This is a genomic window from Mycobacterium sp. 1164966.3 (assembly GCF_001665395.1).
Taxonomy (GTDB): Bacteria; Actinomycetota; Actinomycetes; order Mycobacteriales; family Mycobacteriaceae; genus Mycobacterium.
Genome location: NZ_LZSG01000047.1, coordinates 74777 through 98480 on the forward strand (window position 1 = coordinate 74777; position 23704 = coordinate 98480).

The following is a 23704-nucleotide window of genomic DNA, read 5'->3' on the forward strand; positions in this document are numbered from 1 at the left end:
TAAGGCGCCCACTTGCCCAATGTAATTGCGATTCGCCGGCGTGCCGAGTCGCCGATATTCGTTGTCGCGCAGGTTATCAATTGTCGCGCCGGCGCCTCATCCGCACGGTAGGGCAAAAACACCGCTCAGCCCGCCGCGGGCAGAGGCTTTCGCACCGTCAAGCGGTTGGGAAACGGGGGCGCAACAGTTTTGACCGTGATGATTTCATTTCTGGGTACAGCTGGATCAGTAGACGTCTCGGTGGTAGCGCTTGTCGGCGCCCAACTGCCGGACATAGTCCGCGGCCGCTTCCGGGTCGAGGTTCCCGTGTTCGGCCGCGATCTCGCAGATCGCGCGGTCAACGTCTTTGGCCATCGGGTCGGCGTTGCCGCAGATGAAGAGATGGGCCCCGTCCTGCAGCCATCGCCACAGCTCGGCCCCCCGCTTGCGCATCAGATGCTGCACGTAGACCTTCTCGTCCTGGTCCCGCGAGAAGGCGAGGTCCAGCTCGGTGAGCAAGCCGTCGGCGTGCATCTTTTCGATCTCGTCGCGGTAGTAGTAATCGGTGGCGGCGTGTTGCTCGCCGAAGAACAGCCAGTTGGGTCCGGTGTGGCCGAGCGCGCGGCGCTCCTGCAGGAAACCACGAAAGGGTGCGATCCCGGTTCCCGGTCCGATCATGATCATTGGCGTGCGCGAGTCGCTCGGAGGCCTGAAGTTGCTCGATGGCTGCAGATAGACGGCGACTCGATCGCCGGGGGAACGATCGGCAAGGTAGGTCGAACACACCCCGCGGCGCGGGACGCCCTGGAAGTTGTAGCGCACCGGCGAGACCGTCAGGTGAACTTCCCCCGGGCACTCTTTCAGGCTCGACGAGATCGAGTACAGCCGCGGCTGAAGGCGTTTGAGGACCCGCAGCCATTCGTGGGCCGATGCGGAGACCGGCAGCTGCCTAAGCAGATCGATGGACTGGCGCCCCCATGCCCAATTACTCAGCGCAGCTTTGTTTTCCGGCTTCAGCATCTCCGCGAGTTTCGGGTTGCCGGTGCGTTGCTGCACGAACCGCACCAGGTCTCGGCTGATGTGGGCGATCTCGATTCGCTCGGTGAGCGCGGAGCGCAACGACATCAGACCATGTTCTCCGACCTCGACCGGGGTCTGCGCGTCCAGGCCGGTGACCGCCAGCCATTCGTCGACCAGGCGGTCGCTGTTGCGCGGCCAGACCCCGAGGGCGTCGCCCGCCTCATAAGTGGCGGCCTCATCGGGAAGGTCAAATACGATCTGCCGCACGTCTTTTGCGGAGCTCGGTCCACTGAGCATGGTGTTGCGGATCATGCCGGTGACCAGCGGGCGCTTCTTCGTGTAGGTGGGCGTCGCGGGCTTGGTCGCCGGTCGGGGCGATACGACCAGCTTGGTGGGCGCGCCGCCGGCTTCGGTGGCCGCGGTAGTGTCGGTCAACGCTCGAATGACCGTACTCAGCCAACCGGCCGCCGCGTCCTCGTAGTCAGGTTCGCAGTCGACCCGGGGGACAATCCTGGTGGCACCCAGCTCCGCCAGCCGCTCGTCGAGTTTGCGTCCGTGACCGCAGAAGTCGCTGTAGTTGGAGTCGCCCAGCGACAGTACGGCGTAGCGCGTATCGCTGAATCGCGGTGCGTCACCACTAGTTAGGGCACGCCACAGGCCGGCACCGTTGTCGGGTGGTTCGCCGTCACCGGTGGTGCTGGTGATCAGCAATAGCTGTCGCGTCGCCGGTAGTTGGGCGACGGGGAAGTCGTCCATGCCGTGCAACGCGACCGGCATCCCGGCCGCGCCCAGTTGCGCGGCGAAGTCGGTGGCGAGCACTTCGGCGTTCCCGGTCTGCGAGGCCCACAACACCACGACCGGCGCACGTTCGGACGCATCTGCTTGTGCCGGAGCGGGTTTCGGGCCAGCGGACACGACATCTGACTGTTGTGAGATTGGCGGCGTATCGGCGCGCGCGAAGATTCCAGCAAGCAGGCCGTCCACCCACAGCCGGGTGGCCGAATCGAAAGGGGCGCTCAGCGGCACGGTGGGCACGCCCGCGGTGCGGCGACCGGCGTCCGACCGCAAGCCCGCGATGAGTCCCGCGAGGTAAGAACGTCCAAGCGGACCGAACTGCGGGGCCGGTTCATTTGCCATACCGAGGATCTCGGCAAGGGCATCGACCTGCGCCACGCTGATTTCGGATGCTTCGGGGACAGCTCGGGTGTCGGGTACCGCTGGATCGGCGCTGGGTGCGACGCCGACCTTGGTCAATGTCACTGCGCACGCCTTGTACTCCGGTTGGCGCGAAATCGGATCGACGGCGTCGTTGGTGACGGCGTTGATCGACAAGTACTCGCCGAAGTCATCGTTCCAGTGGAACGGGGCGAAGCACGTACCGGGCAGCACCCGGTCGGTGACGACGGCGGGCAGCACGGCCCGGCCACGGCGAGAAGCGACTTCGACCTGATCTGTGTCGCGGATCTGCAGCCTGGCGGCGTCGTCGGGATGTATTTCGACGAACGGTCCCGGGTTGAGCTGGTTGAGCTTGGCAACCTTGCCGGTCTTGGTCATGGTGTGCCATTGGTGCGCCAGACGCCCGGTATTGAGCAGGAACGGATACTCGGCGTCGGGCATCTCTTCGGGCAGCAGGTGCGGCCGGGCGAAGAACACCGCCCGGCCGTGTGGGGTGGGGAAGGCGATGCGGGGCACGGTGCCGTCCTCACGCACCAGGCGTGTCTGGCTGACACCCTCGTTGAGGTAGCGGATCGGGTTGCGGTCAGTATCGCTGTCCGGCGGGCAGGGCCACTGCAGCGGCGTCTGCCGCAGCCGGTCGTAGCTGACGCCGCGTAGGTCATATCCCGTCGCAGGGTTCGAGAACCGCTTGATCTCTTCGAACACCTCCTCAGCGGACGTATAGCTGAATGAATCCGAATACCCCATTGCGCAAGCCATTTTCGCGATGATTTGCCAATCCGGCTGCGCCTGACCCACCGGATCGACGGCCCGCTGGAACAGGGTCAGGGTGCGCTCAGAATTGACCATCACCCCGTCTGATTCTGTCCACAAGGCCGCCGGTAGCAGCACGTCGGCATAGTCGTTGGTCTCGGTCTCCAGGAACGCATCCTGGGTAATCACCAACTCGGCCTTATCCAGGCCGGCCAGCACCGTTCTTCGATTGGCAACAGTTGCAACGGGGTTGGTGCAGATGATCCAGCACGCCTTGATCTTGCCGTCGGCCATGCGGGAGAACATGTCGATCACACCGTCGCTGACGTCGGTGCGCAAGGACCCACGCGGGATACCCCACTGGTCTTCCACGAATTCGCGGTCATCGCTGGAGATCACCGTGCGCTGTCCGGGCAAACCCGGACCCATGTAGCCCACCTCGCGTCCGCCCATCGCATTGGGCTGACCGGTGAGCGAGAACGGGCCGCTGCCCGGTTTGCAAATCGCCCCGGTAGCCAAGTGCAGGTTGCAGATCGCGTTGGTGTTCCAGGTACCGTGGGTGCTCTGATTGAGTCCCATTGTCCAGCAACTCATCCAGTTTCCGGCTTCGCCGATCCATCGTGCTGCCGTGCGGATGTCGTCGGCCGGAATACCGGTCAATTCGCTGACCTTGTCCGGGGTGAACTGCTTCAGGAAACTCGGCATCACCTCCCAGCCTTTGGTGAACTGCGCGATGAATTCGGGGTCGGTGTGCCCGTTTTCGACGATGAGGTGCAGCAGGCCGTTCAGCAGTGCTAGATCAGAGCCGGGTGCGATCTGCAGGAAGAGATCGGCCTTGGCGGCGGTCGCGGTGCGGCGGGGGTCGACGACGATCAGTTTGGCGCCGGCTTTGACGCGATCCATCATGCGCAGAAACAGGATTGGGTGGCAGTCGGCCATGTTGGAGCCGATGACGAAAAAGACGTCGGCATGGTCGAAGTCCTGATACGAGCCGGGGGGGCCGTCGGCGCCGAGGGATAGCTTGTAACCCGAACTGGCACCGGCCATGCACAATCGTGAGTTCGACTCGATCTGGTTGGTGCCGATGAAACCCTTGGCCAGCTTGTTCGCCAGGTATTGGGCTTCCAGGGACATCTGCCCCGACACGTAGAAGGCCACGGCGTCGGGACCGTGCTTGTCGATGATGGCTCGTAACCGGTTGGCGGACCGGGTGATCGCGGCATCGATGGCGATGGGTTCCAGGGCCTGGCCACGGTCGGCCCGAACGTATGCCGACTCCGCCCTGCCGGGTGCGGCAAGCAGGTCCGCGGTGGTTGCGCCTTTGGTGCACAACCGGCCGAAATTCGAGGGATGGCTTGTGTTTCCGGCGGACTTCGCGACGTGACGCAGGCCGCTTTCCGGGTCGGTTGTGAGCTGCAGCACCATGCCGCAGCCCACACCGCAGTAGGCGCACAGGGTGTGCACGGTATCGCCGGCCACGCCTACCTCCCCTCAAATGCGCACGAGGCTTTACCGCTGAATCGTGCGTCAAGGATGTTTCTGCACCGGGTATCCGACGTTTCCGCCGTTTTACGGCTTCCTCGCAACGCATGCGGCGCACTGGTGAAATGGGTAAGAAAACTGCGGTTGACCACGGCTTTCGCGGGTCAGCATCGACCAACCGGGACCAGCCGATCTTGGATCAGGCTACCCGCAATGGGCCCTGCGGCGCGTGCTCAAACCGGCGCTCCGACGAAACAAATGGGACATTTACAGCTTTCGTTAAGCTCGTTGCGTGTCCCGCCGGCTGGTCGTCGTCCTGCTGATCCTGCTGGTTCTGTTTTCGGGGTGTGGCTGGAAGCCGCCGACCGCGTCCCCGCCACCGCCGGACAAGTGCAAGGTTTCCGACGGTCCGACTGCCGACACGGTAAAGCAGGCCATCACCGCTGTCCCGATCGTGGTGCCGGGTTCGATGTGGGTGGAAATCGCCCGGGGACACACCAGGAAGTGCCGGTTGTATTGGGTGCAGATCATCCCGACGATTGCCAGCCAGTCGACTCCCCAGCAGTTGCTGTTCTTCGACCACAACACCCCGCTGGGCTCAGCGACGCCGAACCCGAAGCCGTACATCACTGTGCTGCCGCCCTCGGATGACACGATCACCGTCCAATACCAGTGGCAGAAGGGCAAGGACGAGCCTTGCTGCCCCACCGGCATCGGCACGGTGAAGTTCCAGATCGGACCGGACGGCAAGCTGACGGCGCTCGGCCCGATCCCGAACCAATAACGTGGCTGTTGCGCCGCCAGGATGCGGGCACTTCGGCTGCGGCGGAGCACTTTCGGTGCATCGCCAGGCCCGCCTGTCACTGCAATCCCGCAGCGGGGAATGTGTCCTTCTGCCCGGCTCCGAGCGACAAATCGGCTGGCGTGCAACGGTTGTCGCTACGAGTCGGGCAAAAAGACACCCCGAATTTGTTGGGACTCGTGGGACTTCTGAGCAAAACGCGACGAACAACTTCAGTCAGCCGGGCAGATTCTCCGGGTGCAGCATCTCGGCGTAGCGCAACGGCTCGGGGATGCCGAAGCCGTCGACCAGCGTCTCGGCATGCGGGCGCAGCTTGCGGCACCGGTCGTTGATGCCGCGGGTGACCGCCTTGGCTCGCTCAGTGGACAGGTACCGGTGCTCGACATACCAGGCCTTGTCCTCCTCGATCACCGACAAGGCATACAGGTCGCAAACCATATCCAGCAACTCGCGGGCCTCGGCGTCCTCACACGACTCGATGCCGGCGACAAACGCTTCAAGGATCACCCGATCGATGTGTGCGCTCGCCGCGTGCAGGACGTGATCCTGCACCGCGTTGAAAGCGTCGAACGCCGACATCTCTTTGGATTTGCCCTGCAGCCGGCGGGCAACCGACGACAGCAGGTAGTTCTCGCGCTCCTCGAACATGGTGACCTGGGTGCCGCGGTTGAACAGGCTGCCTTCCTCCTCGCTATCCTGGCTGGCGTCGACGATCCGCTGCATAATCGCTTCGGCCGCAGTGCGTTTCATCACCCGATCACCGACGGCATTGGCGGCGAACCGCACCCATTCCACCGGGCTCATGCTCCGGATGTCGTCGGCGTAGGCGGTCAGCAACTCCTTGGCCACCAGCTGGGTCAGCACATGGTTGTCGCCCTCGAAGGTGGTGAACACGTCGGTGTCGGCGCGCAGCGCGATCAGCCGGTTCTCCGCCATGTAACCCGCACCGCCGCATGCCTCCCGAGCCTCTTGAATGGCCTTGCTGGCGTGCCAGGTGTTGGCCGCCTTCAACCCCGCAGCGCGAGCTTCCAGCTCGCGCTGCTCATCGGCATCCACAACGTCCGACGTCTGCAGGTCGTGGCACTTGGACACCAACTCATTCTGTGCGAATTGCAGTGCATAGGACCGCGCTATCAAGGGAAACAGCCGCCGCTGATGTACCAGGTAGTCCATGATCAGCACTTCGCGGTCGTCATCGGGCGAACTGAACTGCTTGCGCTGCAACGCGTATCGGGTGGCAATGTCGAGTGCGACCTGAGCCGCGGCACCTGCGCTGCCGCCCACGGTCACCCGGCCGCGGATCAGGGTGCCGATCATCGTGAAGAATCGTCGGTTCGGATTGTCGATGGGTGAGGTGTAGGTGCCGTCCGGCTCGACCTCGCCGTACTTGTTGAGCAGGTTCACCCGCGGAACCCGGACATGGTCGAACATGATGCGGCCGTTGTCGACACCGGGTAACCCGCCCTTGTAGTGGCAGTCCGATGTCGTCACGCCGGGTAGGTCGTTACCTTCGACGTCGCGGATCGGCACCAGGACGCAGTGCACGCCGTGGTTGACCGGCTCACCGTTCTCGTGAGTGATCAGCTGCGCGAAAACCGCTGCGATGGAAGCCGTTTCGGCGGCGCCGCCGATGTAATCCTTCCGGGCGGTGGGAGTGGGCGAGTGGATGACGAACTCTTCGGTTTCGGGGTCGTAGGTGGCCGTCGTCTCCAGCGACTGAACGTCACTGCCATGCCCGGTCTCGGTCATCGCAAAGCAACCGCGCAATTCCAGCGAGATAATGTCCTTCACGTAGTCGTAGTGGCGTTCGGTGCCCAAATTCTCCACGGCACCGCCGAACAGGCCCCATTGCACGCCGGCCTTGACCATCAGCGACAGGTCCGACATCGCGAGCATCTGGATCATCGTGATCGCGGCACCGACATCGCCGGTGCCGCCGTGCTCCTTCCGGAACCCTTCGTCGGAGATGCCGGCCGCGGAGATGATCTTCATCTGCTCGAAAACTTTGGCGCGGGCGATGACGGTGTTCGGCGTGTAGTGCGGCCGGAATTGTTCGTGTTCGAACTTGGCCCGGGTCTGGTTCTTCACGTCGCGCCAACGCCCGTCCAGCGTGTTGCGCAGATGTTCGGCAGTGCTTGTCATGTTCGGCGCCATAACCAGACCGTAACGTGCCGTGCGCGCCGCGGGAATAGGCTCGGCGAGGGGGCGCCACCGGCTGGCGGGGACTGCGCGCGCACACTAAACGGCATGCCGCAATACCTGGCCGCTGTCATGATCGTGCTGCTGTTGGGCACGGTGTTGGGCCGAGTCCTCCTGTTGCGCCGAAGCGGCACTCGGGCAATGCATTTCGGAGAACTCGACAAGACAGATTTTCTGATACCTCCGGTGGCATTGTTCTACTTCTACACGGTGTTTGCCGCCGCTTTCGGCTGGCCCCTGGCCAGCTCCCAGCGATTTTTCCGGTCAACGGCTGTTGCCTGGCTGGGGGTAGGGCTCTGCGTGGGTGCCGTGCTGATCCTGGTGCTGAGCTTGGTGGCGTTCGGCAGCAGCTTCCGAGTCGGCATCGACGTCGACAAACCTGGCCGGCTGGTCACCACTGGTGTCTTCGCCGTGAGCCGCAATCCGATCTATGTCGGTTTCTTTCTGTTCCTGGTCGGCCAGCTGTTGGTGTTTCCCAACTGGGTTCCGCTGTTCTACCTGGTCGCCGGCACTCTGCTGTTCCATCGCCAGGTGTTACGGGAGGAAAAATTCATGCGTCATCGGTACGGCCGGGAATACCTCGAGTACTGCGACCGTGTCCGGCGGTATGTGTGATGTGATGCAACAGTTCTCGCCGAGGTTAGGTCACTCAGTGCCTACTATTTTTGCGATGTCGGAGCTGGTCGCGGCCGGCTGCGGGTTAGCCGTTCCGGCGGGCGCAGCCGATACCGGACCAAGCCGGCCCACAGCGCGCCGAGCACCAGAAGTGCGCCCATGTCGAACACCCACCAGCCCGAATAATGGGTCCACATCTGGGCGTTGGCGGCAAGCGCGTCGACCCGGCGCAGGTCGACGGTCGACGCCGCCGCCGCGAAACCCCACTGGGCCGGAATGAACCAGGAAATCTGGTCGTAGCCCCAGGTGCCAACCAGGGTGATCAGCCCACCGGCGAACACCAACGACGCCAGCAGCACCGGCAAAAGTAGCGGCAGGACTTCGCGCAGCGAGTTGCCCAGGCTCGACACCGCCAGCCCAACGATCGCCGAGACCATGGCCGTCGCGGCCACAGCCAGGTACACCTCGACCACCGGATTGCCCAGTAAGACAGCGCCGCGCACCGGTTCGCCCTTCACGGCGATCACGATTCCGGTCAGGACTGCCGCCAAGGTGGCCGCGGCCACGCCGAAGACGATGATCTTGGCGAGCAGGTAGGCCGACGTCGACAGCCCGATTTCCTGCTCCCGCCGGAACACGCCGCGCTCCCCAGCCAGGTCGCGGATGGTCAGCGCGGTACCGATGATCACTGCGGCGAGGTTGAGCAGCGCCAGGATCTCGACGGCTTCGTGCGCGTTGGGACTCGACGGGGCCGGCCGGCTGAACCCGGAGTCACCGGGAATCAGCAGCGTCAGCGCTGCCAGCGCCACCGGCAACAGCACCAAGAAGAGCAGGTAAACGCGGCCGGCGAGCAGAAGGCGCAGCTGGCGGGCGGCAACGAAGCGGGTCTGCTGGATGAAGGTGAGGCGGGCCGGCGGCGACACAGCCGCAGCGGATGGAGGCGGTGGAGGCGCTGCCGCCGGTTGGCGGGCCTGGAACGCGCGGTGGGCCCCCGCGGGATCGAAGTTCAGTCGCGCGAAGATCGACGGCCAGTCGGCGGTACCCATGGCGGGCCCGATCTGGGCAGGCGGGCCGGCGAACGCCATCGTGCCGGCAGCGGTGAGAAGCAGCACCTCGTCGCACATATGCAAATGGATCGCCGAGGACTGCGACGACACCGCTACCACTGCTACGCAACCGATGTCGGCCTGGCGCCGCAGCATTGCGAGGACGTGGTGAGCCTGCGCCGGATCAAGCCCGACGGCCGGCTCGTCGACCACGAGCAGCGTCGGTCTGCTGATGAGTTCGATCGCCATCGATGCGCACCGACGAACCTCGGGCGGCAATTTGCGGATGCGCGTCTTACCGTGCGGCGTCAATTCGAGCTCGTCGAGCACCTGACCGACCACCCGTTCGCGGTGCTCGGACGACGTGTCGGGCGGCAGCCGCAACTTGGCGGCATCACTCAACGCCCGCTCCACGGTGAGCTGCGGATGGAGCCGTTCGCCGCGGGGCACTATCCCGATCCGGGCGGGCACCGCCTCCTGTACATGCTGCACGTCTTGGCCGTCCACGGTGACTCTTCCCGAGCTGAGCTCGCGGGCGCCGCTGAGCACGTCCAGCAGAGCCGAGTTGCGTGCGTGCGAAGGTCCGACAACCGCGGTCAGCGTGCCCGGACGGGCCGCGAACGACACGTTGGCCAGCAACTCGTGTTCGCCGGCCTTGCCCGCGGTCAGCGCGACTTGATACGCGGCCACGCCGTCAGTGCGTGCGTCGGACTTCAGCGGCAGCCGGAAGGTCGAACTGGGTTCAGCCGGCGGCGGCTCCGGAATGTCCGGCGCGACGGGAGGTTGCTCGCGCTGCGCCATCGGCGGCAATGGGATCGGACCGGTCGGTGAGTCCGTAGCGGCCGCGATCTGGGGAACGCGCATCGGCCCAGTGGATTGCTCGGTCGGGACGGTATGGTGCGCGACGGTTGGCGAGGCGGGTTCCGCAGCTGTGTGGTCTGGGGAGCCGATGTGAAAAGTGAGCTGCTGACCTTGCTGTGGATCACCGATGGTGATCGCCTGACCGTCTTGGATGTCGACCGTCGCAACCCGGACGCCGTCGACGAGGATGCCCTGTCCGCTTCTATCGATGGCCAACCAGTGCGTGCCGGCGAACCGCAGCACCAGGTCCTCGGATGCCGGGTGCGCGATACCGGCGGCGTCGCCTGGTTCCAGCCGGATGTCGCACTGGCTACCAGTGCCTACGCTCACGTCGGGCCCAGGGAGGCAGACGTACCTCGTCGAACCGACCCAAACGGTCAAGGGGGAGGCTTGGAAAGCGGAAGCCTCGGTCCGCATGCCCGCCACCTTTCATCCTTGGCCTCGCGCCGACCGCATCGATCCGGCCAGGCCAGCTATTGGTTCAAGTGTCCACCCGCAGCAGACGGTCTAGCCACTTCAAACGTCCTGCCCTGGTCACGGGGTGGTGCGACGTGGCGTGGTTGCGGAGCTCTCGAGAAGGCGGCGCAATACCTGGACGGCATCGGCCAGCACCTTGCGGTCGGCCGGATCGAGCTGTGCCAGTTGGGGTTCGATGGCCGCGGCGCGATCGGCCCGGACCGCGGTGAGCGTGCGCATCCCCGCGGGCGTGATCTTGATTCGGACTGCCCGGGCGTCTCCGGGGTCGACGGTTCGGGTGACCAGGCCGGCGTCTTCGAGCCGTCGTACCTGCGTGGTCATCGTCGGCTGCGAACAGTGGTCGACGGCGGCCAGGTCACCGATCCGGGCTTCACCGTGGGCGTCGATCGTGGCAAGCAGCCTGGCCTGGGCCGCCGGCAACGGCATCTGAATGCGCTGCGTGGCCAGTCGGTTGAGTCGCGCGACCACCGCGAGCAAATCCGCTCCCAGGCCTGGCTGGGGCTGGGTACTTGCGGCATCAACTACCTCTTCAACAACGCCTTTGTGGTTGGCGGGAGCGGATGAATTCATGCGACCATCGTTGCATAGCTTTGCTATGCGAGACCAATAACCGATCTCCACTGTCGCCTCGCGGGAAAACTCATTCGCGGGGTGCGCTGCGCAAGTGCTTACCGCCGCGGCCTGGCAGAATCGGTGAAGTGATCGCCCCGGCACCTTCTTCGCACCGGGGCGTAGCGCTGCAACCGAGCGAATTGGCGCAAGCCTCTGTGATGGCCGCATTGTGCGCGGTGACCGCCATCATCTCCGTCGTTGTCCCGTTTGCCGCAGGCCTGGCGCTGCTGGGCACTGTGCCGATGGGGCTGTTGGCCTACCGCTACCGGATGCGCGTGCTCATCGCCGCGCTGGTCGCGGCCGGGATGATCGCCTTCCTGATCGCCGGTTTGGGCGGATTCTTGGCGGTCGTCAATAGCGCCTATATCGGCGGGCTGACCGGCATCATCAAACGCAGACGCCGGGGCACGCCCACCGTGATTGCGTCGGCATTGATCGCGGGCATCTTCTTCGGTGTCGCGAACGTCGCAGCACTGGCCGTGATGTTCCGGTTACGGCATCTCATCTTCGCCGCGATGACGGCAAATGTGGAGGGGCTGGCGAGCTTCCTGTCTCGGGTGCATCTGCAAGGGCTCGCCGCAATGCTGAGGCGTTATTTCGCCCTCGGCATGCATTACTGGCCCTGGGTGCTGCTCGCCTATTCCGTCTTGATGGTCCTGGTGGTGTCGTTGATCGGCTGGTGGGCGTTGTCGCGCGTGCTGGACCGGATGCGCGGGGTCCCCGACGTCCACAAACTGGACGCCCCCGCCGCCGACGCCGACCCGGACGTCGCGGTCGGACCGGTTCCGGTGCGACTGGAGAGGGTGCGCTACCGGTACCCGGGTGCAAACCAGGACGCGCTACGCGAAGTCAGCTTGGACCTGCGAGTCGGCGAACACGTCGCGATCACCGGCGCCAACGGTTCCGGCAAGACCACGCTGATGCTGATCCTGGCCGGCCGGGAACCGACGTCGGGAACCGTGGATCGGCCCGGCGCGGTGGGTCTGGGCAAGCTGGGTGGCACGGCGGTGGTGCTGCAACACCCCGAAAGTCAAGTGCTGGGGACCCGGGTGGCCGACGACGTGGTGTGGGGTCTTCCGCCGGGCACGCACGTCGATGTCGACCGGTTGCTCAGCGAAGTCGGCCTCGAAGGTCTTGGTGAACGCGACACGGGAAGCCTGTCCGGCGGCGAGCTGCAACGTCTTTCGCTGGCTGCCGCGTTGGCCCGCGAACCGGCGATGCTCATCGCGGACGAGGTCACCAGCATGGTGGACCAGCAGGGCCGTGACGCGCTGTTGAATGTGCTGTCCGGTTTGACCAAACGGCACCGGACCGCTCTCGTCCATATCACGCACTTCGACAACGAGGCCGCGTCCGCCGACCGCACGATCAACCTGAGCAATTCACCGGACAACACCGATATGGCCGACCGCGCGCAAGTCCCGACGCCGCGCGTCGCAGTGGATCACGGCCGCAAGGCCCCCGCGCTCGAGCTCCTCGGCGTTGGTCACGAATACGGCAGCGGCACGCCGTGGGCCAAGATCGCACTGCGCGATGTCAGCTTCGTCGTGGAACAAGGTGACGGGGTGCTGATCCATGGCGGCAACGGTTCGGGCAAGTCGACGCTGGCGTGGATCATGGCGGGCCTGACGGTGCCCACGGCCGGCGCTTGCCTGGTCGATGGCCGGCCCACCCACGAGCAGGTCGGCACTGTGGCGTTGTCGTTCCAGGCGGCCCGGCTGCAGTTGATGCGCAGCCGCGTCGATCTGGAAGTTGCTTCGGCAGCGGGCTTTTCACACCGCGAACATGACCGGGTGGTCGCCGCGCTGAGCGTCGTCGGGCTGGATCCCACGCTGGCCAAGCGGCGCATCGACCAGCTCAGCGGGGGTCAGATGCGCCGTGTCGTGCTGGCCGGGCTGTTGGCGCGTTCGCCGCGAGCATTGATTCTGGACGAGCCGCTGGCCGGGTTGGATGCGGCCAGCCAGCGCGGTCTACTGCGGTTGCTGGAGGACTTGCGCCGCGAGCGGGGCCTGACGGTGGTGGTTATCTCCAACGACGTCGCCGGCCTGGAGGATTTGTGCCCGCGAATCCTGCACCTGCACGATGGCGCGCTGGAATCGGCGCAGACCGCGGCGGGAGGTATGCCATGACCGCGATCTCGGCCTCTGCCTCGACCCACGCGCAACCCCGGCGCCAGCCTCGTCCCGTGGTGCTGCTGGTTCCGGTGCCCGGACGGTCGACGATCCACGATCTGTGGGCCGGCACCAAATTGCTGGTGGTTTTCGGCGTTTCGCTGCTGCTGACGTTCTATCCGGGGTGGGTGACGATCGGCGTGGTGGGGGTCCTGGTGACGGCTGCCATCTGGATCGCCCGCATCCCGCGCGGCGTGCTGCCGTCAATCCCGCGCTGGCTCTGGATCCTGCTCGCGTTCGGGTTTATCACCGCCGCCCTAGCCAGCGGTAGTCCGGTGGTCACGCTGGGCGGGACCCAGATCGGACTGGGCGGGGCGCTGAACTTTTTGCGGTTCACCACGCTGTCGATCGTGTTGCTGGCGTTGGGTGGGATGGTGTCCTGGACCACCAACGTAGCCGAAATCGGGCCTGCGGTAGCGACTTTGGGTTGGCCTTTGCGGCTTCTGCGGATACCGGTAGACGAATGGGCGGTGGCTTTGGCATTGGCGCTGCGGGCCTTCCCGATGTTGATCGATGAGTTCCAGGTGCTTTATGCGGCTCGGCGGTTACGGCCCAAACGGATACCGCGCAGCCGCAAGGCCCGGCGCTGGCGGCACGCGCTGGAACTTATCGACTTGCTCACCGCCGCAATCACCGTGACATTGCGGCGCGCGGACGAGATGGGAGACGCGATCACCGCCCGCGGCGGCACCGGTCAGCTGAGTGCGAATCCGGCGCGACCGAAACTGGCGGACTGGGTGACAATCGGTGTCGTGGTCGCGGCCAGCGGTGCTGCGGTGGCGCTGGACACGGCCCTGCATTTGGCGCGGTAGGCGGGCCGGGATCGCCTTGCAGTGCAGGCTTGATCGAGGCGCGGGCTTTCTGGGCTCAACGCGACAATTAGCTTGCCGCGCAACGGTTTTCGCGTTGAGGCGGACAAGCCACAGGCTCAGATTTTGTGACCGATGGGACTCAGGAGAAACGCACTCGCCGACCGGTCCGCGACCCGGTGCCAGACGCCTGGGACTCATCACGAGGTTCGGCGCGGAGCCTGGCAAAGTCCGCCGCCACGCTGGACCAGGCCGCATAATCAGCTGACCTACTAGCGGGAGGTGCGATGACGGCCCCGTCGATCAGTCTGAAAAAGCAGATGCTGCGCCGCCGCCCCGTGAGCGGCGCTCCCGTCGCTCACGGCGCCGCAGATCACCTCAAGCGCAGTATCGGCGTGTTTCAGCTGACCATGTTCGGCGTCGGCTCCACGATCGGTACCGGCATCTTCTTCGTGCTGTCGCAGGCTGTACCCCAAGCCGGCCCCGGCGTGATCGTCTCGTTCATCATCGCCGGTATCGCTGCCGGGCTCGCGGCCATCTGCTACGCCGAATTGGCTTCCGCCGTACCGGTTTCCGGTTCAGCGTATTCCTACGCATACACCACCCTCGGTGAGGCCGTCGCAATGGTGGTCGCGGCCTGCCTGCTGTTGGAGTACGGGGTGGCCACGGCCGCGGTATCGGTCGGCTGGAGCGGCTACGTCAACAAGCTGCTGAACAACGTATTCGGATTTCAGGTGCCGCATGCGTTGTCGGCTGCGCCGTGGGACGAATATCCGGGCCTGATGAACCTGCCGGCAGTGTTCTTGATCTGGGTGTGCGCACTGCTGCTGATCCGCGGCGCCAGCGAATCCGCGAAGGTCAACGCCGTCATGGTGCTGATCAAGCTGGGCGTGCTGGGCATGTTCGTGGTCCTCGCATTCACCGCCTACGACGCCGACCATCTGCGGGACTTCGCCCCGTTCGGTGTGGCCGGTATCGGTTCGGCGGCGGGCACAATCTTCTTCTCTTACATCGGCCTCGACGCGGTGTCGACCGCGGGCGACGAAGTGAAAGACCCGCAAAAAACAATGCCACGCGCGCTCATCTCGGCGCTGGTTATCGTCACCAGCGTCTACGTGCTCGTCGCGCTCTCCGCACTTGGCACCCAGCGTTGGCAGGAATTCGGCGGCCAGCAGGAGGCCGGGCTTGCCACGATTCTCGACAACGTCACAAAAGGCCGGTGGGCCAGCACCATCCTGGCCGCCGGGGCGGTGATCTCCATTTTTTCCGTCACGCTGGTCACTCAGTATGGCCAGACTCGCATCGTGTTCGCGATGGGCCGCGACGGATTGCTGCCCCCCCGTTTCGCGACAGTGAACCCCCGCACGATGACTCCGGTGACCAACACAGTGATCGTCGCGGTCGCCGCGTCGATGCTGGCGGCATTCGTGCCGCTCGAGAAACTGGCGGACCTGGTGTCTATCGGCACGCTCACCGCGTTCACGGTCGTGTCGATCGGGGTGATCATCCTGCGGATCCGCCAGCCCGACCTGCCGCGCGGGTTCAAGGTGCCCGGCTATCCCGTCACACCCGCGCTCTCCGTGGCGGCGTGTGGATACATCCTGGCCAGCTTGCATTGGTACACCTGGCTTGCGTTCAGTGGATGGGTTGCGCTGGCGCTGACCTATTACCTGGTGTGGGGCCGACACCACAGCGCATTGAACGATGAGGCGCCAACGGCGGAGGAAGTGCAGTGACGGTCGTTGTCGGTTACCTGGCCGGCAAGGTCGGGCTGTCCGGCTTATATCTAGGGGTCCGCGCGGCGCGCACGCTTGGCACCTCGCTGACGGTGGCGACCATCGTGCCCAAGCCGTGGCTGACACCTTCGCTCGCCCGCGTCGACGCTGAATTCGAGCACTGGGCCGATCAACTGGCCGTCGACTCGGCCGAGGAGGCCCGGCGCTATCTGCGCAAATCGGCCGACGGAGTCGAGGTCACTTACTTTCATCGCGCGCACCGATCGGTCTCGGGTGGCCTGATCGAGGTCGTTGCCGAAGCCGACGCGGAGGTCCTGGTGTTGGGTTCGCTGCCCAGCGCTCGGCGTGGGCAAGTGGTTATCGGGTCGACCGCCGACTGGCTCTTGCATTCGTCGCCGGTGCCGGTGGCGATTAGTCCGCGCGGATATCGCGCTCACACCGGCAAACTGACGCGGCTCACCTGCGCGTACTCGGCCACCCCGGAGTCGGTTGACGTGGTACGACGGTGTGTCGAGTCCGCCGAGCGATTCGGGGTGCCGATGCGAGTGCTCACCTTTGCAGTCCGCGGAAAGACGATGTACCCACCCGAGGTGGGCCTGCATGCCGAGGATTCGGTGCTGGAAGCATGGGCGTCGCAGGCGCGAGACATACTCGAGAACTTGAAGACTGACGGCATAGTCGGCAAAGACGTTGTGCTGGAAGTGGTTACCGGAAGAACATGGGCTCACGCACTGGCCGCGGCGGTGTGGGAAGACGGCGAGATACTGGCGGTCGGTACCTCACCGCGCGGCGACATCGCCCGAGTATTCCTCGGATCCCGGAGCGCGAAAATCATCCGCCACAGCCCGATACCGGTGCTGGTATTGCCCGGCTAACGCTGTGCAGCGGTATTGGCCGCAGCCTGCGCCTGTCGCAGCAAGGCAGCGACATCGCCTCGGCCGAGAAACATTTCGTCGAAATAGGGCTGTAGCGCCTGGAATCCGGCTGCGAAGCCGGCGCCACCGGGTGCACCAATTCGCGGTCCGTCGAGCACGGAAAAAAATGGCGTCACGTCGACCCCTTTGGCCGCCCAGTAATCGAAGTACACCCGCTGGGCTGAGCGCACCGCGGGGATAGCAGCACCATGCCGAGCCACGTATTCGTTGCCGGCACGACTCCCCATCCACGCCAATACCTGACGTACCGCGTCGGGGTGCTTGGATGCCGAATTACCCGCCACAGCAATACCATTGGTGACACTGACCCGGCCTTTCGGGCCAACCGGCAACATCGCCACTCCCCAGCGGAATCTGGCGTCGCTGGCCACCGGCGCCAGATTGTAAGTGCCGGACTGGAACAGCGCCATCCTGCCGGCCAGGAACTGGTTTCGGGAGAAATCGCCGTTGGCGTTGGTGTCCGAGGCCGGCGGCGCGACATGGTCGTCGTTGATCAGACCGACCAGATAACGGAAGGCCTGCACCGCCGCGGGGTTGTCGAACGCGAACTGGTCGCCACGCTGGAATACGCCGCCCGCCGACCCGATGTAGTTGAGGTAGATGGCTTGAGCATCGTTGCCCGCGTTGTACCCCCACTGGCGTACCCGTCCGGCGTCGAAAGCCGGTGTGCCCGCGGCATGTCCGTCGGCATCGACGGTCAGCCGGGCCAGCATGGGACGTAAAGTGTCGTCCCCGTTGCGATTCCATCGCAAATCGTTCAGCTGCGTGGGATCGACACCGGCCGCAGCGAGTAGGTCGGCGTTGTAGAACAACGCGATGCCGGCGTCGGTCAGCTGCGGCACTCCCCAGAGCGCACCGCCGCGGGTGAACTGGTTCACCACCGACGGCTCCCAGTCGGCAGCGATGTCCACCTTCATCAGGCGCCCACTGTCGGCGTAGGCGGCGAAATACGCGTTCGAAACCCAGAAGATGTCGTCGGCGCTGCCGCCGGCGACATCGGTGCGCAATGTGTTGAAGTAGGTCGAGTAGGAGACCAGGTTGACGCGTACTTCGACGTTGGGATGGGCGCGGGTGAAGGCGGCGAACGACTCCCGATATGCCGCGGCGATCTGATCGGACCACAGCCGCACCGTCACCACGATTCTGCCGCTGCTCGGCTCGCCGGACCTGCCCAGCAGCACCGCCGTCGTCGCCAGCAGCGCGGCCACCAAAATCAGCGCCGCAGCGACCAGCGTCGAAAAGCGGGGCCGGTTCACTTGAGACCCGAGACCACGATCGAGGCGACGATATGGCGTTGGAACACAACGAACAGCACGACCAGCGGCACGATCGCGACCGTGGTCGCCGCCATCACCAACGTCCACTGGGCGTTGTATTGGGACTGCAGCCCGGCCGTCGCCACGGTAAGCACCCGCCACTTGCTGCCGCTGGTTATCACCAACGGCCACATGAAGTTGTTCCATTGCGAGACCACCGTGATCAGCGTCAGGGCGGCCAGCACCGGCCGGCTGGACGGAACCACCACATGCATGATGACGTCCAGGGTGTTGGCACCGTCGAGGTGCGCGGCGTTGATCAAGTCGTCGGGGATCATCCGAAAGTGCTCGCGCAGCAGAAAAATTGCGTAGGGGGAGCCGAATACGAACGGCAGGACCAACGCCCAGAACGTGTTTCGCAGGCCGAGCTGGGCCATCATCAGGTACAGGGGCACTACCGTGACCGTCCCCGGGACCATCAGAGTTGCGATGTAAACCCAGAACAGCGCGTCGCGTCCGGCGAATCGCAAACGCGCGAACGCGTAAGCGGCCAGCACCGAAAAGCTCAACTGGCCCAACAGAATCAACAAGGTCATCAACGCGGTCACCACCGCCGCGCGACCGAACCCGGCACCGGCCAGATGGGCATAGTTGGCCAGCGTAGGTGGTCGCGGCAATTGCAGCGGCGCGCCCGTGGCGAACTGGTGCGGCGAAGTGAACGAGGTCAGCAATCCAAGTAAGAAGGGCGCCAACGTGATCACCGCGCCGAGCGCGAGGCCGGCGTAGATCAGCGCGGCCGGCATGTTACGTGAGGTCATAGCTGACCCGTCGCCGGAAGTACAGCTGCTGAACGACGGTGACCCCGACCAGGATGACGAACAGCAGCACGGCCATTACCGACGCCCGCCCGATGGCTGCGGCGCCGAACGCCTCGGCGTAGATCCGGTGCGCCACCAGGTCGGTGCGGCCCGCCGGGCCGCCGACGGTCAGGGCGTAGACGGTGTCGAAAACCTGTGCGGCGCTGATGATTCCGGTGACCAGGACGAAGAACATCGTCGGCCGCAGCATCGGCAGGGTGATGCGCCAGAATCGCTGCCAGGCGTTGGCGCCGTCGGTACGAGCGGCGGCATGGATATCGGCCGGGATTGCCAGCAGGCCCGCCAGGAAGAAGAGCGAAACATACCCGACGTTGGTCCACACGACCACCGCTGACACGACGGGCAGCGCGAGGCCCGGGTCGGAAAGCCATTCGATGCGGTGGCCGAGCAGGGTGCTGACGGCTCCGTCGGTGGGCGCCAGGATCCAGCGCCACAACACCGCGATCGCCAGCGGCGCACAGATCCAGGGCAGCACGTACAGCGTGCGGAACATTCCGGTGCCCGGCAACCGGCGGGCCAGCAGGGAAGCCGCCAGCAGACCGAGCACTGTCTGCGCGGGGACGACGATCGCCACGAACGCGGCTGTGACGAGCAGTGAGTTGGCAAAGCCGGAGTCGGCCAGGACCGATCGCCAGTTGGCCAGGCCGACATAGTGCAGGGGCCCGAGCAGGTCCCATCGGTACAGGCTGAGCCACACCACCACGAGGATCGGCAGCAGCAGGAAAGCCACCACGCCGAACAGGCTGGGCGCCAGCAGGGCATACGCCAGCGTGGTGGATCGCGGGGGCGCGTCGACCATGGCTGTATTAAAGCCTCTCGTTACGGTGGAGTCGTGACACTCGACCGGGGGATCGATGCCGACTTTCTCCATCTGCCGCGCCACGAACTGGCCGATGCCGCATTGTCGGCGGCCACCGCAGCCGGGGCCAGCCACGCCGACCTGCGCATTCACCGCCTCAGCACCGAGATCGTCCAGTTGCGCGACGGCGAGCTGGAGACTGCTGTCATCACCAGAGAAGCCGGTTTGGCGGTCCGGGTGATCGTGGACGGGACGTGGGGTTTCGCGTCGCACGCCGAGCTTTCGCCGTCTGTCGCGGCCGACACCGCGCGCCGCGCAGTGCACGTGGCCACGACGCTGCGCGGGCTGAACACCGACCGAGTCGAGCTGGCGCCCGAGCCGGTGTACAACGACGTCACCTGGGTGTCGCATTACCAAGTCGACCCGTTCCACGTCGACGCCACGGAAAAGATCGCCGTGCTCGAGGAGTACTCCGGGCGGTTGCTGAGCGCCGACGGCGTCGACCATGTGTCCGCCGCGCTGACCGCAGCAAAGGAGCAGACGTTCTACGCCGACACCTTCGGGTCGACGATCACTCAGCAACGCGTGCGCCTGCAGCCGACATTGGAGGCGGTGACCGTGGATGCGGCGGCGGGCAGTTTTGACTCGATGCGCACCCTGGCGCCGCCGACGGCCCGCGGTTGGGAAGTGGTGGCCGGTGACGAGATCTGGAACTGGACCGAGGAACTCGCGGAGCTGCCGTCGCTGCTGGCCGAAAAGGTCAAGTCGCCCAGCGTGACACCGGGGCTTAAGGATCTGGTAATCGACCCGACCAACCTGTGGCTGACCATTCACGAATCCATCGGCCACGCAACAGAATACGACCGAGCCATCGGCTACGAAGCGGCCTACGCCGGAACATCCTTCGCCACCCCTGACAAGCTTGGCACCATGCGTTACGGCTCACCGGTCATGAACGTCACCGCCGACCGTAACGTCGAATTCGGCTTGGCCAGTGTGGGTTACGACGACGAGGGCGTGGCCGCGCAGAGCTGGGACCTGGTGCGCGACGGGGTATTCGTCGGTTATCAGCTGGATCGAGTGTTCGCCCCGCGGCTTGGGCAGGCGCGTTCGAACGGATGCTCATATGCCGACTCGCCGCATCACGTGCCCATCCAGCGAATGGCCAACGTGTCGTTGCAGCCCGGTGTCGACGGCCTCAGCACTGCCGACCTGATTGCACGGGTCGAAGACGGAATTTACATCGTCGGCGACAAGTCGTGGTCGATCGATATGCAGCGCTACAACTTTCAGTTCACCGGCCAGCGGTTTTTCCGTATCCGCGACGGCCGCCTGGACGGTCAGCTGCGTGATGTCGCGTATCAGGCCACCACCACCGATTTCTGGAATTCCATGGAAGCGGTCGGCGGCCCGTCGACCTGGCGACTGTGCGGCGCGCTCAACTGCGGTAAGGCCCAGCCGGGCCAGGTGGCGCCGGTCAGCCATGGCTGTCCGTCGGCGTTGTTCCGGAATGTCAATGTGCTCAACGTCCTCGCCGAGGGCGGCCGATGATCCGCGCTGGCGACGATGCAGTGGGGGCACCCCCACCCGCGCAGCGGCGAGGGGGACGAAGCGATGCTGAGGAGCAGCGCAAATGATCACAGCGCAGCACCTTGTCAAAGTTGTTCTGGCCGAAGCGGCGAGGGAAGCCCGCGCCGACGAGACCATGGTCCTGGTTACCGATCGCGCCGAAGCGACATTGCGTTGGGCGGGCAATTCGATGACCACGAACGGAGTTTCGGTCAGCCGCAATCTCGCGGTGATATCGATTGTGCGCCATGGCGATAGCACCTTTGTCGGCTCGGTGGTATCAGGTGAGGTCGACCCTTCGGTGATTCGCGGGCTGGTAGCGGCCTCCGAGGAAGCGGCTCAGTGTGCGCCGGAGGCCGGTGATGCCGCGCCGCTGATTGCCGACACCGGGGTGCCGGCCGACTGGGACGCGCCGGTACCCGGTACTAGCGCCGAAGTGTTCGGCGACGTCGCGTCGTCGTTGAGCCGGGGCTTCGCGGGCGCCGACCAACTGTACGGCTTTGCGCACCACAGTCTTTCGACAACATTCCTGGCGTCGTCGAAGGGGCTGCGCCGGCGCTACACTCAGCCGACTGGCGGGGTGGAGATCAACGCAAAGCTCGGCGACGCGAGCGCTTGGGCGGGGGTTGGCACGCCTGATTTCGTCGAAGTGCCAATCGATGCCATGCTCGATGACCTGTCGGTACGACTGGGGTGGGCTGCGCGAACTGTCGAGCTTCCCGCGGGACGTTACGAGACGATCATGCCGCCGTCCACGGTGGCCGACATGATGATCCACCTGGCTTGGAGGATGTCTGGGCGGGGGGCACAGGAGGGCCGGACCGCATTCTCGGCCCCCGGCGGTGGGACGCGCGTGGGGGAGCGGCTCACCGATTTGCCGCTGACGTTGTTCTCCGATCCGTCCGCACCCGGACTGGCGTGCACGCCGTTTGTCGCGGTGAGCAACTCCTCGGAGACGGTGTCGGTGTTCGACAACGGGATGGAGATCAACCAGGTCGACTGGATCCGCAACGGGGTGATCAACGCGCTGGCCTACCCCCGGGCGACCGCCGCCAAATACGACGAGCCGGTGGCGGTAGCGGCGGACAACATCGTGATGACCGGCGGGTCGGCCGATCTGGCGGACATGATCGCTTCGACCGAGCGCGGTCTGCTGCTGACCACGCTGTGGTACATCCGGGAGGTCGACCCCGCCACGCTACTGCTTACGGGGCTGACCCGGGACGGGGTCTACCTCATCGAAGACGGCGAGGTGACCGCGGCGGTCAACAATTTTCGGTTCAACGAAAGTCCGCTGGACTTGTTGCGACGGGCCACCGAAGCCGGTGCCAGCGAGAAGACCCTGCCTCGGGAATGGGGGGATTGGGTCACCCGCGCAGCGATGCCGTCGCTGCGGATACCGGACTTCCACATGTCCTCGGTGAGCCAGGCGCAGTAGCCGATTGCCGACTTGCCTTCTAACGTTGGATCAATGGTTGCCCCGGTATCTGTTCACAAAGATCAGCTCACTCAACTGGTGACGTTGACGTCGGGTCGTCTTACCGCCCTGGCGCGACGGGTGTGTGCGCAGGCGCTGTCGCTGCCGCCATTGCCCGCCGATGTCGAGGTTGACGGACCGGCGTCGCAGGCCGAGACCACGGTTGCTGAGTTTGCCGAGCAGTTCAGTGTCGACGTCTCGGTGATCACTGACGAGCAGCGGTCGCGGCTATGGAAAGCGCTGGGGGACAGTACTTTCGGTGCCGTCGTTGCGATGTACATCGCCGACTTCGTTCCCCGGGTGCGGGCCGGGCTGGAAGCGCTGGGCGTCGGTTCGGAATATCTCGGCTGGGTGAACGGACCGATCTCGTGGGAGCACGCCGACCCGTCGGATGCGTTGTTCAACGGCTTCCTACCGGCGGTGGCTCGGATGCGCGCACTCGACCCGATCACGTCTGAACTCGTCCGGCTCCGCGGCGCAGCCCAACACAACTGCCGGCTGTGCAAGTCGCTGCGTGAGAGCACTGCACTCGATGCCGGCGGTTCGGAGACGTTGTACGACGATATCGAGCGTTTCGAGAGCTCGGCGTTGCTTGACGGGCGCGCAAAAGCAGCGCTGCGGTATACGGATGCGTTAATTTGGAGCCCGGCGCACCTCGTCGCCGACGATGTCGCCGAGGTGCGTTCTCGGTTCTCCGAGGCTGAGGCCATTGAGCTGACGTTCGACATCATGCGTAATGCCAGTAACAAAGTCGCGGTGGCGCTGGGTGCCGATGCCCCGCGGGTCGAGCACGGCACGGAGCGGTATCTACTCGATGCTGATGGTCAGACGGTGTTCGGCTGACGGTATGGCAGCATGGTGGCCGCGTCACACGGGGCGGTAGCTCAGTTGGTTAGAGCCGCGGACTCATAATCCGTTGGTCGCGGGTTCGAGCCCCGCCCGCCCCACCGTATTTCTGTATTACCTCGGCTGATGCTTGACGTTTCGGTTTCGGTTGATGCCTGACAGTGTTTCGGCTGATTCTTTACAGCTGTTTCGGTTGATCCTTGACA

Annotated in this window: 16 protein-coding genes and 1 tRNA gene; 10 read left to right on the forward strand and 7 right to left on the reverse strand. The window is 65.0% G+C overall.

Features of this window, described 5'->3' with window-relative positions:
- Window positions 1-225: 225 nt before the first annotated feature.
- The gene (locus A9W99_RS18555) at window positions 226-4353 is read right to left on the reverse strand and encodes a bifunctional nitrate reductase/sulfite reductase flavoprotein subunit alpha (protein ID WP_067381363.1); all 4128 of its coding nucleotides are present in this window, start codon (window positions 4351-4353) and stop codon (window positions 226-228) included.
- A gap of 349 nt (window positions 4354-4702) precedes the next feature.
- Here A9W99_RS18555 and A9W99_RS18560 point away from each other — a divergent pair, with 349 nt between their 5' ends.
- Window positions 4703-5194, forward strand: coding sequence for an LppP/LprE family lipoprotein (locus A9W99_RS18560; protein WP_253870039.1), 492 nt, complete (start codon window positions 4703-4705; stop codon window positions 5192-5194).
- Between the two features lie 234 nt (window positions 5195-5428).
- Here A9W99_RS18560 and A9W99_RS18565 read toward each other — a convergent pair whose 3' ends face one another.
- On the reverse strand, window positions 5429-7366 hold the full coding sequence (locus A9W99_RS18565) for an acyl-CoA dehydrogenase (protein ID WP_067381289.1): 1938 nt from the start codon (window positions 7364-7366) through the stop codon (window positions 5429-5431).
- Between the two features lie 93 nt (window positions 7367-7459).
- Here A9W99_RS18565 and A9W99_RS18570 point away from each other — a divergent pair, with 93 nt between their 5' ends.
- Window positions 7460-8026, forward strand: a complete 567-nt coding sequence (locus A9W99_RS18570) for an isoprenylcysteine carboxylmethyltransferase family protein (protein ID WP_067381292.1) — start codon at window positions 7460-7462, stop codon at window positions 8024-8026.
- 44 nt (window positions 8027-8070) lie between these two features.
- Here the strand turns inward: A9W99_RS18570 and A9W99_RS18575 are convergent, their stop codons facing one another.
- Together A9W99_RS18575 and A9W99_RS18580 are read right to left on the reverse strand one after the other, a co-directional pair.
- Complete coding sequence (locus tag A9W99_RS18575) at window positions 8071-10350, reverse strand: ATP-binding cassette domain-containing protein (RefSeq protein ID WP_067381369.1); 2280 nt, start codon at window positions 10348-10350, stop codon at window positions 8071-8073.
- Between the two features lie 117 nt (window positions 10351-10467).
- Window positions 10468-10980 (reverse strand): MarR family winged helix-turn-helix transcriptional regulator, encoded by a 513-nt coding sequence (locus A9W99_RS18580; protein ID WP_082930087.1) that lies wholly within the window; start codon window positions 10978-10980, stop codon window positions 10468-10470.
- Between the two features lie 128 nt (window positions 10981-11108).
- On the opposite strand from A9W99_RS18580, the gene A9W99_RS18585 reads away from it, so the two are divergent.
- The 4 genes from A9W99_RS18585 to A9W99_RS18600 all read left to right on the forward strand — a co-directional run bounded on the left by A9W99_RS18585 (window position 11109) and on the right by A9W99_RS18600 (window position 16613).
- On the forward strand, window positions 11109-13151 hold the full coding sequence (locus tag A9W99_RS18585) for an ATP-binding cassette domain-containing protein (protein WP_253870042.1): 2043 nt from the start codon (window positions 11109-11111) through the stop codon (window positions 13149-13151).
- Window positions 13148-14005, forward strand: coding sequence for a CbiQ family ECF transporter T component (locus A9W99_RS18590; RefSeq protein WP_067381298.1), 858 nt, complete (start codon window positions 13148-13150; stop codon window positions 14003-14005). Before A9W99_RS18585 ends, A9W99_RS18590 begins: the two co-directional genes overlap by 4 nt.
- Window positions 14006-14289: 284 nt before the next feature.
- Window positions 14290-15738, forward strand: coding sequence for an amino acid permease (locus tag A9W99_RS18595; RefSeq protein ID WP_067381301.1), 1449 nt, complete (start codon window positions 14290-14292; stop codon window positions 15736-15738).
- Complete coding sequence (locus A9W99_RS18600) at window positions 15735-16613, forward strand: universal stress protein (protein WP_067381304.1); 879 nt, start codon at window positions 15735-15737, stop codon at window positions 16611-16613. The genes A9W99_RS18595 and A9W99_RS18600 overlap by 4 nt, the downstream gene beginning before the upstream one ends.
- Here the strand turns inward: A9W99_RS18600 and A9W99_RS18605 are convergent.
- The 3 genes from A9W99_RS18605 to A9W99_RS18615 are packed head-to-tail and all read right to left on the reverse strand — an operon-like array spanning window position 16610 to window position 19606.
- A complete protein-coding gene (locus A9W99_RS18605; RefSeq protein ID WP_067381307.1) occupies window positions 16610-17929 on the reverse strand; it encodes a sugar ABC transporter substrate-binding protein in 1320 nt (439 codons plus the stop codon). The two genes, A9W99_RS18600 and A9W99_RS18605, sit on opposite strands and share 4 nt — an antisense overlap.
- The gene (locus A9W99_RS18610; RefSeq protein WP_067381310.1) at window positions 17926-18747 is read right to left on the reverse strand and encodes a carbohydrate ABC transporter permease; all 822 of its coding nucleotides are present in this window, start codon (window positions 18745-18747) and stop codon (window positions 17926-17928) included. The genes A9W99_RS18605 and A9W99_RS18610 overlap by 4 nt, the downstream gene beginning before the upstream one ends.
- The gene (locus tag A9W99_RS18615) at window positions 18734-19606 is read right to left on the reverse strand and encodes a carbohydrate ABC transporter permease (protein WP_067381313.1); all 873 of its coding nucleotides are present in this window, start codon (window positions 19604-19606) and stop codon (window positions 18734-18736) included. The genes A9W99_RS18610 and A9W99_RS18615 overlap by 14 nt, the downstream gene beginning before the upstream one ends.
- Window positions 19607-19639: 33 nt before the next feature.
- On the opposite strand from A9W99_RS18615, the gene A9W99_RS18620 reads away from it, so the two are divergent.
- The 4 genes from A9W99_RS18620 to A9W99_RS18635 all read left to right on the forward strand — a co-directional run bounded on the left by A9W99_RS18620 (window position 19640) and on the right by A9W99_RS18635 (window position 23599).
- The gene (locus tag A9W99_RS18620) at window positions 19640-21157 is read left to right on the forward strand and encodes a TldD/PmbA family protein (RefSeq protein ID WP_067381316.1); all 1518 of its coding nucleotides are present in this window, start codon (window positions 19640-19642) and stop codon (window positions 21155-21157) included.
- Between the two features lie 82 nt (window positions 21158-21239).
- The gene (locus A9W99_RS18625; RefSeq protein WP_067381319.1) at window positions 21240-22613 is read left to right on the forward strand and encodes a TldD/PmbA family protein; all 1374 of its coding nucleotides are present in this window, start codon (window positions 21240-21242) and stop codon (window positions 22611-22613) included.
- A 33-nt stretch (window positions 22614-22646) separates the two neighbouring features.
- Window positions 22647-23495, forward strand: a complete 849-nt coding sequence (locus A9W99_RS18630; RefSeq protein ID WP_067381322.1) for a carboxymuconolactone decarboxylase family protein — start codon at window positions 22647-22649, stop codon at window positions 23493-23495.
- A 30-nt stretch (window positions 23496-23525) separates the two neighbouring features.
- Window positions 23526-23599 (forward strand) — tRNA-Ile (locus tag A9W99_RS18635).
- Window positions 23600-23704 lie beyond the last annotated feature (105 nt).

Excerpts from the sequence above, each read along its gene's own strand:
- A9W99_RS18555 (WP_067381363.1), bottom strand. The coding sequence starts at position 4,353 with ATGGTGCTGCAGCTCACAACCGACCCGGAAAGCGGCCTGCGTCACGTC.
- A9W99_RS18565 (WP_067381289.1), bottom strand. The coding sequence starts at position 7,366 with ATGGCGCCGAACATGACAAGCACTGCCGAACATCTGCGCAACACGCTG.
- A9W99_RS18570 (WP_067381292.1), top strand. The coding sequence starts at position 7,460 with ATGCCGCAATACCTGGCCGCTGTCATGATCGTGCTGCTGTTGGGCACG.
- A9W99_RS18575 (WP_067381369.1), bottom strand. The coding sequence starts at position 10,350 with ATGCGGACCGAGGCTTCCGCTTTCCAAGCCTCCCCCTTGACCGTTTGG.
- A9W99_RS18580 (WP_082930087.1), bottom strand. The coding sequence starts at position 10,980 with ATGAATTCATCCGCTCCCGCCAACCACAAAGGCGTTGTTGAAGAGGTA.
- A9W99_RS18590 (WP_067381298.1), top strand. The coding sequence starts at position 13,148 with ATGACCGCGATCTCGGCCTCTGCCTCGACCCACGCGCAACCCCGGCGC.
- A9W99_RS18595 (WP_067381301.1), top strand. The coding sequence starts at position 14,290 with ATGACGGCCCCGTCGATCAGTCTGAAAAAGCAGATGCTGCGCCGCCGC.
- A9W99_RS18610 (WP_067381310.1), bottom strand. The coding sequence starts at position 18,747 with ATGACCTCACGTAACATGCCGGCCGCGCTGATCTACGCCGGCCTCGCG.
- A9W99_RS18615 (WP_067381313.1), bottom strand. The coding sequence starts at position 19,606 with ATGGTCGACGCGCCCCCGCGATCCACCACGCTGGCGTATGCCCTGCTG.
- A9W99_RS18625 (WP_067381319.1), top strand. The coding sequence starts at position 21,240 with ATGATCACAGCGCAGCACCTTGTCAAAGTTGTTCTGGCCGAAGCGGCG.
- A9W99_RS18630 (WP_067381322.1), top strand. The coding sequence starts at position 22,647 with ATGGTTGCCCCGGTATCTGTTCACAAAGATCAGCTCACTCAACTGGTG.